This window comes from Rothia sp. HMSC071B01 (genome assembly GCF_001808945.1).
GTDB lineage: Bacteria > Actinomycetota > Actinomycetes > Actinomycetales > Micrococcaceae > Rothia.
Genome location: NZ_KV795073.1, coordinates 347,078 through 360,972 on the forward strand (window position 1 = coordinate 347,078; position 13,895 = coordinate 360,972).

A 13,895-nucleotide genomic window follows, 5' to 3' on the forward strand; every position below is an offset into this window, starting at 1 on the left:
GGTCAGGTGTCTCGCTACTTTTCCTTTTGAAGAACCCTTACAAGAACTTTCTCAGTCCTTGACGAGTAAAGGTACTTCCTAATGGCATCACTTCCACGCTTCAATACGTATATTCTTTTAAGGTTTGCATATATCTCCCGTGCTAAATCATCACGTGAATCTTTTCTTCTTGCATCTAATATTTCTTCCGTAGCTTCTTGCAAGAATCGGGATCTTCTGGACATATCATCAACCATTCCAGAACGCGTATAAAGTATACGATTAATAATCTTTGGATCGCCCAGGAGTGTCAAATCAATATAAAAGCGCCAAATATCATGTTTTTGTACCGCAATCAACCAAGAATATTCAATTAATCTATCCTCCCGTAATCTATTAACAATTTGCGAAATGTCTTCCACTCCATCAATATCTTGAAATCCATAATTATCGATTCTAGAAATTCCATAAGAATAACCTTTTTTAACTGACGAGTAGTTTGAAAAAACCTTCTTCAATCTCAACTCAACTATATGCTCCTGATTCAAAATAGCACAGTCATAGTTTTCTGATATTCTATACAGGTTCTGATCAATCCACGCCATTAATTCTTCATACAGTAGAACAGATTCCTCAAGGCGCTTATTACCCTCCTTACTTACAATCTTCCGAATATCTCTTTTTTGACTATAGAAATAAAAGAAGAAAATAGTTGGTAGCAATGTGATTATAGTAAGTGCAAGGGGCAGACTCGAGAAAATCCCAGCCACATCCAGCTTAAGGTTCAGGAAATTTTCCACAATATCTTTACCTGTAATCTTAATTGGATTATTTACCCCCAGGGATAGATAGATATGAATCGAAAGTAAAAATATAGTCAAGACCAGCATATCTTTAACTATATTTCTTAACCATGAAGGAAGCACTTTTCCATGCAGGCCATTCCAAACTTCATTCCCACCTCCAGTAGCGATAGGCAACCACCACAGCCTCAAAAATCGATACAACTTATCCCAGCGATATGTAATTCTCACTCTCCACAGAGCAATTTCAGTACGACCTTTAAGAATCATCTTCCAGGAATTACTGTCAAAAATATAAAAAAACAATGTATCCAAACCAACTAGAATAAGTTCATACAATCCTAGAGATATAAATAAAATAGACAGGGGCTGCAATAGAGGTAGCATAAATTCAAATAAAGAGGAATTACTAGAATTCATTCCAAGACTGGATATAATATTAGACCAAGCTAATTCTACATTTCCCAAAAATAGACTTAAAACAAGCAATAATATACCCACAGGTATAGCCAGCCTAACAACTCTTGGAAATCTCATTTAAATTATTCATCCCCCGAACTTTATTATGATTACATTACTCGTCTATCAAAATTTTTTTAATATCATAGTTGCCGCTGCAGCAGCACCATGACCTCGTAGTGGTCCGTATGCGGGAACATATCCAGCACACGACCCTGCACCGGCGCATACGACGGCATGCGCGCCAGGTCCTTCGCCAGAGTCACCGCGTTACAGCTCGAATACACCACACGATCAATACCCGAACCCTCAATCCACGCGCACAGGCTCTCACCAATACCGCGACGTGGCGGATTCACCACCAGCATCTGCGGCACCGTGCCCGAAGACACCGCAAACTCCGGCGCGTCCTGCGCCGAAAAGTTCACGCCCTTCAAACCGTACTCAGCAACCGTACGCTGTGCCGAAGCGACCGCCTCCGCACTAATCTCAATACCGGTCACCGAGCCGCCATCCATCACCGAGGCCGCATGCAGGGCAAAACCACCCACGCCACAGTACAGGTCCCACAGCGAGCCCGGAGCCACCTCACGCACCCACTCGCGGCCCTGCGCGTACATCGCCTCAGCGACCTTCGTATTCGTCTGGAAGAAGCTCTGCGGGCGCAGGTGCAGGGTCAGGTCGTTCACCTGCATCGGCAGGGTCTGACGCTCCGACAGGATAATCTCCTCATTACCCTCAACACGCGCCACCGGCTCACGTAGCAGGTTCACCGACAGCACCGCCAGGTTCGGTAGCCGCTCCTGCAACCAGTCCATTTGGCGGCGAATCGGCACCAGAAGCTTCTTCGAACGCAGCACGAAACGCACCATCAGCTCGCCCGCCGCCGAAGCGGTCACCAGAATATTCTTCAGCTCGCCGCGACGATTCGGAATGTCGTAGGGGGTCAGGTCTGCGCGCTGAATCAGCTCACGCAGCACCGGAATGACCGCCTGAATCTGCTCCATATAGAGCGGGCATTCGCCAAGATCAGTGGATGCGCCCGTACGGTAATCCACAATGCCGAGGGTCGGGTTCTTCGCCGAACCACCCACCACAAGCTTCGCCTTGTTGCGGAAGCCCGCCTCCGCACTGGTCACCGGGTCCAGCCACTGCAGCTGCGGGTACGCGGCAAGCAGGGCGCGGGCGTGCTCCTGCTTCGCCTGCACCTGCGCGGTGTAGGCGGTCTCAATGCTGGGGCAGGAGGAGCAGAGGTCTTCACGAAAATAGGCACATTCCATAGGGGCACCATTTTACCGCCTCCATCGGCGGGACAGGACGCATGGGCACACAAAAGCGGGGGCGGCCACCCTTCATGGGTAGCCGCCCCCGCCTCATACGGATGCGTGGGCCTGCACCGGTTTGAGTACCAGCGTTAGGTCACCACCGTGTCACGCTTCGCGTGCCACGGATTCCGTAGAAATTTACCCCATCAGGGATAAATTTCTACTACATCATGCCTGCCATGCCGTCCGCACCGGGAGCAGCCGCACCAGCGGGCTCCGGCTTGTTCGCAACAACAGCCTCAGTGGTCAGGAACAGACCAGCAATCGACGCAGCGTTCTGCAGAGCCGAACGGGTCACCTTCACCGGGTCAGCAATACCAGCAGCCATCAGGTCCTCGTACTCGCCGGTCGCAGCGTTCAGGCCGGTACCAGCAGGCAGGGAACGAACGCGGTCAACCACAACGCCCGGCTCCAGGCCAGCGTTAGCAGCAATCTGCTTCAGCGGTGCATCAATAGCCACGCGCACAATGTTCGCGCCGGTAGCCTCGTCACCGGTCAGCTCCAGCTTGTCGAAGACCTTCACGCCAGCCTGAATCAGAGCAACGCCACCACCGGGGACGATACCCTCCTCAACAGCAGCCTTAGCGTTACGCACAGCATCCTCAATGCGGTGCTTGCGCTCCTTCAGCTCAACCTCAGTTGCGGCACCAGCCTTCAGCACAGCAACGCCACCGGCGAGCTTAGCCAGGCGCTCCTGCAGCTTCTCACGGTCGTAGTCAGAGTCGGAGTTAGCGATCTCTGCGCGAATCTGAGCAACGCGACCCTCGATAGCCGCTGCGTCGCCTGCACCCTCAATGATGGTGGTCTCGTCCTTGGTCACAACGACCTTGCGAGCGGAACCGAGCATATCCAGGGTTGCTGCGTCCAGGGACAGGCCAACCTCTTCGGTAATGACCTGGCCACCGGTCAAGATAGCGATATCAGCCATCTGAGCCTTACGGCGGTCACCGAAGCCCGGAGCCTTCACAGCAACGGACTTGATGGAGCCGCGCATCTTGTTCAGCACCAGCAGAGCCAGAGCCTCACCCTCAACGTCCTCAGCAACGATCAGCAGCGGCTTGCCGGACTGCATGACCTTCTCCAGGACGGGGACGAGGTCCTTCACGTTCGAAATCTTCTGGTTCACAACCAGGATGTAGGGGTCCTCCAGGACTGCTTCCTGACGCTCCGGGTCGGTCACGAAGTAACCGGACAGGAAGCCCTTGTCGAAGCGCATACCCTCAGTCAGTTCCAGGTGCAGACCGAAAGTGTTGGAGTCCTCAACGGTGATGACGCCTTCCTTGCCGACCTTCTCCATTGCCTCAGCAATGAGCTTGCCGATCTCGGCGTCGCCAGCGGAAATAGATGCGGTTGCGGCAATCTCTTCCTCGGTCTCAACTTCCTTCGCGGAGGAGAGCAGAGCCTCGGTCACAGCCTCAACAGCCTTCTCAATGCCGCGCTTGAGGCTCAGCGGGTCAGCGCCAGCAGCCACGTTGCGCAGGCCCTCGCGAACCAGTGCCTGAGCCAGAACGGTAGCGGTGGTGGTACCGTCACCTGCGATGTCGTCAGTCTTCTTAGCAACTTCCTTGACGAGCTCCGCACCAATCTTCTCGTACGGATCCTCCAGCTCGATTTCCTTCGCGATCGAGACACCGTCGTTGGTGATGGTGGGGGCGCCCCACGCCTTCTCCAGCACAACGTTGCGGCCGCGGGGGCCGAGGGTCACCTTCACTGCATCGGCGAGGGTGTTCAAACCGCGCTCAAGGCCGCGGCGTGCCTCTTCGTCAAAAGCAATGAGCTTTGCCATAAGTGTCCTCCTGGACGATCGGATTTCTTCCTTCACCCTTGCGGGTGCGGTACATCTAAAATCGGGTGGCTGCCCCTCCACAACACCCCGGTTACGGAGGCGCGGGCAGAGTAGGGCATAAAGCACCCGAACGCTACATCAATTGTGGCACCCGCACCGGCATGGAGCAAACGTTTAAGCCCAAGGTTGAAGGGTTAATCGCCCAGTGCTTAATCTGCACTCATTAAGCCCGCCAAAAGGGGCGTTACCGGTGTGCCTACCGGGGGCGCGTGAGGGGTGTTAAAAGCATCAACCCCACCCGGCGCATCAGTGGAATTGCGCGGATGGGGTTGAGCAGAAGTCGTTATGGCAGAAACAGTGGGCACGGGCTTAGATTCGCGGACTTAGATTCACTGGGGCAACCGCCCGAACCTATTCCGCTGCAGTAGCGGAGCCGGTGTAATCCGAGGACAGAATCACGATGACCTCGTGGTTGCCCATCCGCACGTCGGAGGTTGCCTGACGCACCTGAGCAATACCCAGCTTCGAGGCGATACTCTGCGCCTGCGACTGGTAGCCCTCAGCGTAGTAGACCACGCTGGTTGCCGGTGCCACACCCGTGTAGTTTGCCGTCTCGCTGATGGTGTAACCGGTCAGCTGCGCCGCCGCACCGGATGCGCTACCCGCCGGAGCCGCCGCATTGTAGACCGCCACAGAGATGGACTCAGCCAGACCGGTCTTCGTGGCGCTTGCCGACGCAGAAGCCTTAGCCGGCGCAGAGGACGCCGACGCACTTGCGGGGGCGGAGCTGCTCTTCGCGGTGGACGCCGAGTACTGCGGGGAGGCGGTGCGCGGCGCGTACACGTACATTGCGCCGCCGATGAGCAGACCAACTACGCCTGCAGCTACCAGGGGGATAGCGCCCTTGGGGCTCTTTGCCGGGTCAGCATTGACCGCGCGGTAGGTTCCGCGGCGGGCGGTATTTTCGTCTACCTCGTCAAATTCGTCGCGGGGGGAGCTCATTTATCCTCATTTCACGGGTCTCTGTTTACCGGCTGGTACCGTGCCTCCCTGCCTGGCACGCGGGCGCGGCTGCAGAAGGTGCGGTCTTGGTGTTCTAGTACCTAGAGTACCGGCTCAATTAGCGAGAACCAATGTGAACGCCCCGCAACCGGCTGTGAAAGAGACGGACACCGCACAGTGTTCAATCTCTGGTTGAACCTAAGGTGTGCGGGGTTGGATGCAGGAGTTGGAAGGCTCGCACGGCTCCCGCAATTCGAGCCCCTAGTCAGCGTCTCGGCGGGCGCGCAGAACGTCGATCATCTGCGGCGCTGCGGCGCGTACCCGCTCATCATCGAGCATCACATTCAGGCGCTGATAGTAGGCAATCGGGGTGAAACCGGCGGCGATAATCGCCTTCTCCTTGGAACCCTGGTGCTTGAAGCGGCGGCGCTCCACCTCAAGGATGCGGCGCTCCACCGGGGTCAGCCCGCCGGGTTGGCTCTGGGCTTCCGGCTGGTTTTCTATTTCCGCCTGGCTCTGCGCTTCTAATTGGCTCTGTGCTTCTGGCTGGCTCTGTGCGGTTTCAGCGCGTTCCTGTTCTGACACGTTCCCTCCTGTCTGTAGCTCGCCCGCTGCGGCTGGCGTCTCCTAGCGTGTGTATTCGTCATCCCCTAGTCTAGAAGAGAAACCCAGCCTAGAAGAGAACCCTAGCCTAGAGGAGAGCCTCAGTCTAGAAGAGAACCTCAGTCTAGAGGAGAAGTATTCATCCCGCACCCGGCCCCGTCACCGTCCGGGTCGCATCAGCCCCAGGAGATTCATGAACCAGCCCCTCAGCAACATTATGAGCGAGGATTGGGCGGCAGCACTCGCCCCGGTCGAAGAGCAGATTCACGCCATGGGCGCTTTCCTGCGTGAGGAGCACGCGGCGGGGTATCGTACTTTCCCGCCTGCCGCTGATATTTTCAATGCGTTCCGCCGCCCGATGAGCCAGGTGAAGGTCCTCATTATTGGCCAGGACCCCTACCCTACTCCGGGCAATGCGATGGGTTTGTCGTTCTCGGTGCACCGCGGTATGCCGTTGCCTCGTTCGCTGAACAATATTTACAAGGAACTTGAGGACGACCTGGGTATTGCCCCGGCTGATCACGGCGACCTGTCCTGTTGGGCTGATGAGGGTGTCATGCTGCTCAACAGGGTTTTGACGGTGCGCGAGTCTGATGCGGGTTCGCACCGCGGCAAGGGCTGGGAGGAGATTACCGAGTGCGCTATCCGTGCACTGGTGGCGCGTAACCAGCCGCTGGTTGGCCTGCTGTGGGGTGCGGATGCGCGCAAGTGCGCACCCATGTTGCAGCCGTACCCGAGCGTGGAGTCGGCGCATCCTTCGCCGCTGTCTGCTCGTCGTGGTTTCTTTGGTTCGCGCCCGTTTTCGACCGTGAATTCTTTGCTGGTGCAGCAGGGTGCGGAGCCGGTGGATTGGACGGTCCGCTAGGCGCAGCGTAAGAACCGGTGTAAAAGCTGGCGCAATGGGTGTAGCGAAGGGGCGGTAGCTTGTGAGTTGAACTCGCAAGCTGCCGCCCCTTCCCGCATCCAATATATGCAATATTGGCTATATACCCTTGAAAATAGGGTTAGGAATCTGCCGGTTCCACATTCCGCGGAGTCGTAAAATGCTGTAGCGCGTACTGCATCGTGTAATTACCCAACGCAACACCCGAAGCCATCGCCACCACAATCGAAACCGCCGTAATCATATTCTGCATACCCAGAATCACATCCGTCTCAACCGTCAACAAATACATGCCGCGGAAGAACGACAGACCCGGCAGCAAGAACGTAATCGCAGGAATTGAGAAAATCGCCTGAGGCACATGCAGACGGTACGCAAAATACGTGCTCAACGCACCAATCACAACCGCCGCACACGCCGTCGGACCGCGACCAGTACTTGGGCCAGCCAGTAGCTCATAACTGTAATACGCCGCCAGACCGCAGCCCGTAATGACCATCAGCCACCCGACCTTCACCAGCTTCGTCTGCAAGGTAATCGCAAAGGTCGCAATCGCCACCAGGAAGAAGAACGACGCCACCAGCGGGGTCGTCGGCTCAAAACGCAACTGCTCAATATCCAGGGTCGGGCCGTTGAAAATATTGATCGCACTCACCGCGGTCGCAATGCCAACCACCAGGCCCAAGAAGCTCATGCCCGTAGACACGAAACGACCCGCAGCCGTCACCGGGAAGCCATTAATCGCGTCCTGCACGGCACCCACCAGGCGCGGCGTTGGCAAGAACATAATCATGCCCGCAGCCACCACCAGAGGCGCCGAAATCGCCTCCCCTTGACGCTGCAGCACCGAAAGAATGGACCCTTCACCACCCAGCCAAATCGCCAAGAAGGTCATCAGACCCGCACTAGCAGCCATACGGAAGAACGCCGGAATGCCAATCGAACTCAACCACTGAATCAGCAGGTACACCGGAATAAAGATAATCGCCGCGCTCAACGCCGTCGCAAAGCTCGCACCCAGCGCCGCCGTCAGGGTTCCGGCACACGCCAGGTTCGCCAACCACACCACCAGAGGCGGGAACGGCTTGGGTCGGTGCGTAATCTGGTTCAGCTTCAAATCAGCCATTTCCAGGGTCATACCGCCGCGAGTGATCTTGTAGATCAGGCCGTACACTTCAGAAAGCGCCTCGTAGTTCTCCGTAGAGGAACGCACCACACGCACCAGGGTATGGGTGAAGCGCTCCTCAGCATTCGCATTGCGCTTGGCGATGCGGGACTCCATGTAAATATCGGGGTCCGACGTGTAGTTGATGGTCACCGACTGGTTCGTAATATCGACTTCCACCGAGTCCAGCCCGTACGCCGAAGAGACCGCAATAATCGCCGAGTCCACGTCCATTGCATCCGCACCGTAGTGGAACATCGCCTCCGCCAGGCGCAGGGTGAAGTTCAGAGTATCGCGGGCGTACTCCTTCTCACGGCGGAACGCCTCACGGCGCTCATGCTCCTCAGAGCGAATCGTCGGCACGAACTGGCGCTGCGCGATGCGCTGGGCACCGCGCGGGGCAGCGGGTGCCGCCTCCTCAGTGCGCACGAAGGAGCGGAAGCGACGCGAACCCCAGCGACCACCGCTACCGCGCCCAAACAGGCCGCGAGAGCCGCCCTCAACCAGCGGTACGGAGGTGGTGGGCATCGAGACAGGCCCGGTCTTCGGCATTGCGGTAGGATCCGCGCCGAAGCGGCGGGCTGCGTGAGAGTTGGGCACCTGCGGAATCATGCCGGTCATGGGCACCGGCTGGGAGGGGCGAGTCAGCGCTGCCTCAGTTACCAAGTTGCTGGATGTGACGGGGTTAGAGTCCTCACGGTACGCATCCAGGTCGTCATCAGGCACGAGGGAGGGGTCAATGACGGTGCGCGCGCCGTGGCCGTTAGGGGTCAGTTCGGGGTCGCATGTGGGCTCAACCGGCTCCTGCGCGGTGATGCCCATATCCGCTGCGGCCTCCTGCAGTACATCGCTGACAGCTTCTGCAGCGACGGTGCTCTCCTGGCTTGTCGCGGAGGTAGCATGCTGAGCCAGCACGCGGCGCAATTTCTCGTCGGTGACCTGGTCTAGTGAAACCAGGGGAAAACCGCGTTTACCGGCGATGTAGCCCGCGGTGGTGTTCTGCTCGCTTCCTTCCATTGCGGCAGTGTTCGCTTCGTCTGCATGCGAAGCTTCCCGCGATGTGGGGGTCGCGGGGGTGTTCCTCGATTCTGCCAATGTCCCTCCCAGATAGACAGTGCCTTTTTAGTCTAACAAGGGCACGATTCTGCGGTAGCACTGAAGAGCAGAAATATCACTTTTCTGCCCGGTGATTTTGTGAGCAAAAAGCGCTCTGCGGCACTTACGGCAGAAGGCTTCATTGATATGAAGAGAAATCCAGGTCATTACTGCACAGAAGATATTTTGGGAGATATTTCTAGAGCTATTTTCGAGGAAAAATAAAGGTTATATATACATTAAGATTTGCAGAGAAATATCCCCTATCTCCCCCCACTCACGCCTCAATAAAAAATGAATTATTCATAACAAAAAATATCCCGCCACCGAAGTGACGGGATATTCACGCTTTAAGGCTGTAGCCTTCACAGCATCCGAAGCGCACCGCTCAGGGTCACTTCAGAGGCGAAAGTCAATTACTCAGCGTCGTGGTCGGTCTCGAGGATCTTAACCAGCGAGTCAAGAGCCTCTTCAGCACCTTCGCCCTCAGCGCGCAGGACAACAACGTCGCCGTGCTTTGCACCCAGGGACATCAGGGACAGAATCGATGCAGCGTCCATAGCCTCATCTGCGGGCTCACCCTTAGCAGCGATGGTCACCTCAACGGGGAGGTCGCCAGCTGCCTCAGCGAAGATAGCTGCCGGACGTGCGTGCAGGCCAACACGGCTTGCAATAGTGGCTTCGCGCTCTGCCATTATGTTTCTCCTTTGATCAAGGAACCAAAAATATATCAGTCCCTATTCTAAATGAACGGGGCGCTTCAGGACCCGCCCTTACTCTATAAATTGTACCGTTCAGCCGTACGCTAACAAGTACAAAAATGCCGGATGCAGAAATAAAACTCCGCACCCGGCATTTTTATGGACCCGGGCACCGCCTAACACACCCCACCAAGGGGCGGCAGGCAGAACCCGGAATCGTTTTAAGGCTTAGAGGCCCAGCTCATCCAGAATCGGCAGAGCCTTGCGTGCGCTCTCCTTCGCCTCAGCAGAAGAAATCTGCTGCAGAGCGATAGCCGCAATCTGCTGTGCCTTCTCCTTGGTCACAGACTTCAGAACCGCAGCCACAGCGGGGATAGCGCCAGCGTTCATGGACAGGGTGTCAACACCCAGACCAATCAGAACAACAGCCAGAGCCGGGTCAGCCGCAGCCTCACCACAGACGCTCACGTACTTCTTCTTACCCGCGGTGACCGATGCACGCTGAGCACCCTCAACAGTCATCTTGATCATCTTCAGCACTGCAGGCTGCCAGGGGTTGTTCAGGTGCGCCAGGTCACCCAGCAGACGGTCAGCTGCCATGGTGTACTGGGTCAGGTCGTTGGTGCCGATGGACACGAAGTCGACCTCGCCCAGGATAGCCTCAGCGTTCATCACAGCTGCGGGGGTTTCAACCATCACACCGTGAACGGGCAGGCCGATCTCCTTGAGCATGTTCGCGAAGTTGCGTGCCTCGGAGGTGGTCGAAATCATCGGAGCCATAACCCAGATGTCCGCGTCGGAGTTCTCCGAAGCAGCCTTAATAGCCTCCAGCTGGCGGGTCAGAACGCCCGGAACGGTCCAGTCAGTACGGAAACCGCGAACACCCAGTGCGGGGTTCTCCTCGGGGTTCACGTTCAGGAACGGCAGGGGCTTGTCAGCGCCAGCGTCCAGGGTACGAACCACAATGTGCTTGCCGGGGAATGCGTCAAACACGGACTTGTAGGTCTTAGCCTGAGTCTCGATAGAAGGCTCAGAGTCGTGGCCCAGGAAGCCGAACTCGGTGCGCAACAGGCCAACACCCTCAGCCTTCAGGCTTGCAGCCTTCTCAGCGGACTTGCCGTCACCAACGTTTGCGTACAGCTCAACGCGGGTGCCGTCAGCCAGCACACCCTGACCGTCAAAGTCAGCGACAGGCTTACGGTTTGCGTACTTGATTGCTGCCTCACGGTCAGCGTCGGTGGGCTCGGTGTCAACGATGCCTTCGTTGGAGTCCACGTAGACGACGGTGCCGTCAGCAATCTCGGTCACGCCCTTAGCCGCCACAATAGCGGGCAGACCCAGACCGCGAGCCAGAATAGCGGTGTGTGCCTGGGGGCCACCGTCAGAGGTAATCAGAGCGATAACCTTCTCGGGGTCCAAGGTCGCGGTGTCAGCCGGTGCCAGGTCAATAGCGGCCAGGATGAACGGCTCATCAGAAACGGGGATGCCGGGAGCCTGCTGGTCGGTCAGCTCAGCAACAATGCGGGCACGCACGTCGTGGATGTCGGTGACGCGCTCAGCCATGTAGCCACCCAGGGCAGCCATCTGGTCTGCGAAGGAGGTTGCAGCCTCCCAGATAGCGCGCTCGGGAGCCATCTCCTGAGTCTCAACCAGCTTAATAGCGCTCTTGATGAGTGCACGGTCGGTAGCCATCTGAGAGGTAGACTTCAGAACAGCCTTGCCGTCACGGCTAGCGTGCTCTGCACGAGCGAGCAGGTCTTCCTTCACGCGGACCGAAGCGTCCTTGATGCGCTGCGCTGCAGCCTCAGCGGTCTCACCGCTCAGACGCAGACCGTCCTTGGGTTCCTCGATGGGCTTAGGCATCTGAAGAACGGGGCCAATAACGCGGCCGGCGTATACGCCGACGCCCTTGTAGGTAGTCATAAATTCATGTCCTATCTGTGGTTTGTCTACAGTGTAACGTGTTTTTTCACGCTCACGCCTGCAAACAGACGATCAAATGAAGGTGAGGTTATACGGCCTTTATGCGGATGCCTTGGAGCGGGCACCCATGGACTTCAGCACAACGTACACCAGAGCCGATAGCACGGTACCGGCCAGCACGGCCACGAAGAACATCAGCGGGTTCTGCGCCAGACCAATAATCCAGATACCGCCGTGCGGAGCCGGGGAAGCCACGTGCGCACCCATGGAGATTGCACCGGCAATAGCGCCACCAACAATGGTCGAAGGAATCACGCGAGCCGGGTCAGCCGAAGCGAAGGGAATAGCACCCTCAGAGATGAAGGATGCACCCAGCAGCCACGCAGCCTTACCGTTCTCACGCTCGTTCTCGTTGAACAGCTTGGGACGCAGGGTGGTTGCCAGAGCCATAGCCAGCGGCGGAACCATACCGGAAATAATGACGGCAGCCATGATTTCCTGGTTCACGGTCGCACCCGAGGACAGGCCAGCAGTTGCGAAGAGGTAAGCAGCCTTGTTGATGGGGCCACCCAGGTCAGAAGCCATCATGGCGCCCAGGATCAGACCCAGCAGCAGAGCGGAACCGCCAGACATGGAGGTCAGCCAATCCTGCAGGGTGGTCATCACCCACGCCAGGGGCGCACCGAGCAGCAGGTACATTGCCAGGCCGGCGACCAGAGAAGTCACCAGCGGGGTGATGACCACGGGCATCATCGAGCCAAGCCAGCGGGGCAGCTTCAGGGTACCCAGAGCGTACGCAATCAGACCGGCGAGAATACCGCCAACAATACCGCCAAGGAAGCCCGCGTTTACCGCAAGAGCCACCGAACCGGCGATGAAGCCCGGAGCAATACCGGGACGCTGAGCCAAACCGTACGCAATGTACGCGGCAAGAGCCGGAACCATCAGGCTCAGACCGAAACCACCGATGGTCTGCAGAACAGCACCCAGGTACAGGGTCCAGTGCACGTCACCGAGATTGAACAGGGTTGCCGAGTCGAGAATCGCCTTGGTGTTCACATCGCCAAGGTTCGGCACCGTAATTGCCTCGAAAACGAAGCCCAGGGCGACCAGAATACCGCCGGCGGCAACGAACGGAATCATGTAGGAGATACCGGTCATCACAGCCTTGTAGATGCGCGAGCCCCAAGCGCCTTCGGTAGCGCCTGCGCTGTCCTCACCGCTGGATGCGGCAGCGGCAACGCGTGCACCGTTGGGGTTCTCGGCCTCAGCCAGAGCCTCCGCAATCATTTCCTTAGGCTCGTCAATACCGCGCTTGACGGGAGACTCAATAAAGGGCTTACCTGCGAAGCGGTTACGCTCACGCACGTTCACGGACACCGCGAAAATCACGGCGTCTGCGGCGTCAATATCAGCCTGAGTCAGCTTCTCGTTACCCGAGGAGCCCTGGGTTTCAACCTTCAGGTCGTAGCCGAGCTCTTCAGCAGCGTACTTGAGGGCGTCCGCAGCCATATAGGTGTGAGCGATGCCGGTGGGGCATGCGGTCACAGCAACAATCTTCTTCACCGGAGCCGAAGCGGCGGGTGCTTCCTTCTCAGCAGCAGCCGGGGTAGTAGCCGGAGCAGCAGCGGCAGCCTCGGCGGGCTTAGCCTCTGCCTTCTTCTCACCCACGCCGAGCGCACCGTTGACCAGCTCAACGATCTCTTCAGCCGAGGAGGCTTCGCGCAGGGACGCGGTGAAGCTCTTCTTCATCAGGGAGCGTGCCAGGGTGGAGAGCAGCTTCAGGTGAGCCTGGTCAGCGCCATCGGGTGCAGCGATGAAGAAAATCAGGTCGGCGGGGCCGTCCTTTGCACCGAAGGAAACTGCAGGGTTGGGGCGTGCCATTGCCAGGGTCGGCTCGGTGACGGCGGCACTGCGGCAGTGCGGAATCGCAATACCGCCGGGGATACCGGTGTCGGTCTTGGATTCGCGTGCCTCGGCAGCCGCGTAGAGCTGCTCGAAGTCGGTAGCGCGTCCGGCATTTACGACTGCCTGGGCGAGCTTGGCAATTACGTCGAATCGGGTCTCGCCGAGGTTCTCGTCCAGCAGGACGAGATCTGCGGTGATCAGATCAGACATATTCCCTCCTCGGGTATGTGTTGGGGCGGGGATTCGCTTAGCGGTGCCGGGCT

The 13,895-nt window shown here is 57.5% G+C and carries 10 protein-coding genes; 1 reads left to right on the forward strand and 9 read right to left on the reverse strand.

The features are described 5' to 3' along the window. Positions 1–14: 14 nt before the first annotated feature. From HMPREF2527_RS06370 to HMPREF2527_RS06390, 5 genes are all read right to left on the reverse strand, one after another. A complete protein-coding gene (locus HMPREF2527_RS06370) occupies positions 15–1,319 on the reverse strand; it encodes a hypothetical protein (protein ID WP_168160860.1) in 1,305 nt (434 codons plus the stop codon). 65 nt (positions 1,320–1,384) lie between these two features. Then, positions 1,385–2,521, reverse strand: a complete 1,137-nt coding sequence (gene rlmC, locus HMPREF2527_RS06375; RefSeq protein WP_070507214.1) for a 23S rRNA (uracil(747)-C(5))-methyltransferase RlmC — start codon at positions 2,519–2,521, stop codon at positions 1,385–1,387. Between the two features lie 208 nt (positions 2,522–2,729). Then, entirely contained in the window at positions 2,730–4,352 is a 1,623-nt protein-coding gene (gene groL, locus HMPREF2527_RS06380) for a chaperonin GroEL (protein WP_005504512.1), read from the reverse strand. Between the two features lie 411 nt (positions 4,353–4,763). Beyond that, positions 4,764–5,354: a LytR C-terminal domain-containing protein gene (locus HMPREF2527_RS06385; protein ID WP_070507216.1), complete on the reverse strand. Its 591-nt coding sequence runs from the start codon at positions 5,352–5,354 to the stop codon at positions 4,764–4,766. A 261-nt stretch (positions 5,355–5,615) separates the two neighbouring features. After that, on the reverse strand, positions 5,616–5,939 hold the full coding sequence (locus HMPREF2527_RS06390) for a DUF3263 domain-containing protein (RefSeq protein ID WP_012902847.1): 324 nt from the start codon (positions 5,937–5,939) through the stop codon (positions 5,616–5,618). Positions 5,940–6,150: 211 nt separating this feature from the next. Between HMPREF2527_RS06390 and HMPREF2527_RS06395 the strand changes: the two genes are divergently transcribed. After that, positions 6,151–6,822, forward strand: coding sequence for a uracil-DNA glycosylase (locus HMPREF2527_RS06395; RefSeq protein ID WP_070507220.1), 672 nt, complete (start codon positions 6,151–6,153; stop codon positions 6,820–6,822). A gap of 139 nt (positions 6,823–6,961) precedes the next feature. Here HMPREF2527_RS06395 and HMPREF2527_RS06400 read toward each other — a convergent pair whose 3' ends face one another. The 4 genes from HMPREF2527_RS06400 to HMPREF2527_RS06415 all read right to left on the reverse strand — a co-directional run bounded on the left by HMPREF2527_RS06400 (position 6,962) and on the right by HMPREF2527_RS06415 (position 13,842). After that, positions 6,962–9,100, reverse strand: coding sequence for a threonine/serine exporter family protein (locus tag HMPREF2527_RS06400; protein ID WP_070507221.1), 2,139 nt, complete (start codon positions 9,098–9,100; stop codon positions 6,962–6,964). 416 nt (positions 9,101–9,516) lie between these two features. After that, positions 9,517–9,795, reverse strand: coding sequence for an HPr family phosphocarrier protein (locus HMPREF2527_RS06405; RefSeq protein ID WP_005504506.1), 279 nt, complete (start codon positions 9,793–9,795; stop codon positions 9,517–9,519). Positions 9,796–10,029: 234 nt separating this feature from the next. Beyond that, positions 10,030–11,724, reverse strand: coding sequence for a phosphoenolpyruvate--protein phosphotransferase (ptsP, locus tag HMPREF2527_RS06410; protein ID WP_012902843.1), 1,695 nt, complete (start codon positions 11,722–11,724; stop codon positions 10,030–10,032). A gap of 99 nt (positions 11,725–11,823) precedes the next feature. Beyond that, a complete protein-coding gene (locus HMPREF2527_RS06415) occupies positions 11,824–13,842 on the reverse strand; it encodes a PTS fructose transporter subunit IIABC (protein ID WP_070507222.1) in 2,019 nt (672 codons plus the stop codon). Between the last annotated feature and the right edge of the window lie 53 nt (positions 13,843–13,895).

Coding starts and splice junctions, on each gene's coding strand:
- HMPREF2527_RS06370 (WP_168160860.1), bottom strand. CDS start 1,319: ATGAGATTTCCAAGAGTTGTTAGGCTGGCTATACCTGTGGGTATATTA.
- rlmC (WP_070507214.1), bottom strand. CDS start 2,521: ATGGAATGTGCCTATTTTCGTGAAGACCTCTGCTCCTCCTGCCCCAGC.
- groL (WP_005504512.1), bottom strand. CDS start 4,352: ATGGCAAAGCTCATTGCTTTTGACGAAGAGGCACGCCGCGGCCTTGAG.
- HMPREF2527_RS06385 (WP_070507216.1), bottom strand. CDS start 5,354: ATGAGCTCCCCCCGCGACGAATTTGACGAGGTAGACGAAAATACCGCC.
- HMPREF2527_RS06395 (WP_070507220.1), top strand. CDS start 6,151: ATGAACCAGCCCCTCAGCAACATTATGAGCGAGGATTGGGCGGCAGCA.
- HMPREF2527_RS06405 (WP_005504506.1), bottom strand. CDS start 9,795: ATGGCAGAGCGCGAAGCCACTATTGCAAGCCGTGTTGGCCTGCACGCA.
- ptsP (WP_012902843.1), bottom strand. CDS start 11,724: ATGACTACCTACAAGGGCGTCGGCGTATACGCCGGCCGCGTTATTGGC.
- HMPREF2527_RS06415 (WP_070507222.1), bottom strand. CDS start 13,842: ATGTCTGATCTGATCACCGCAGATCTCGTCCTGCTGGACGAGAACCTC.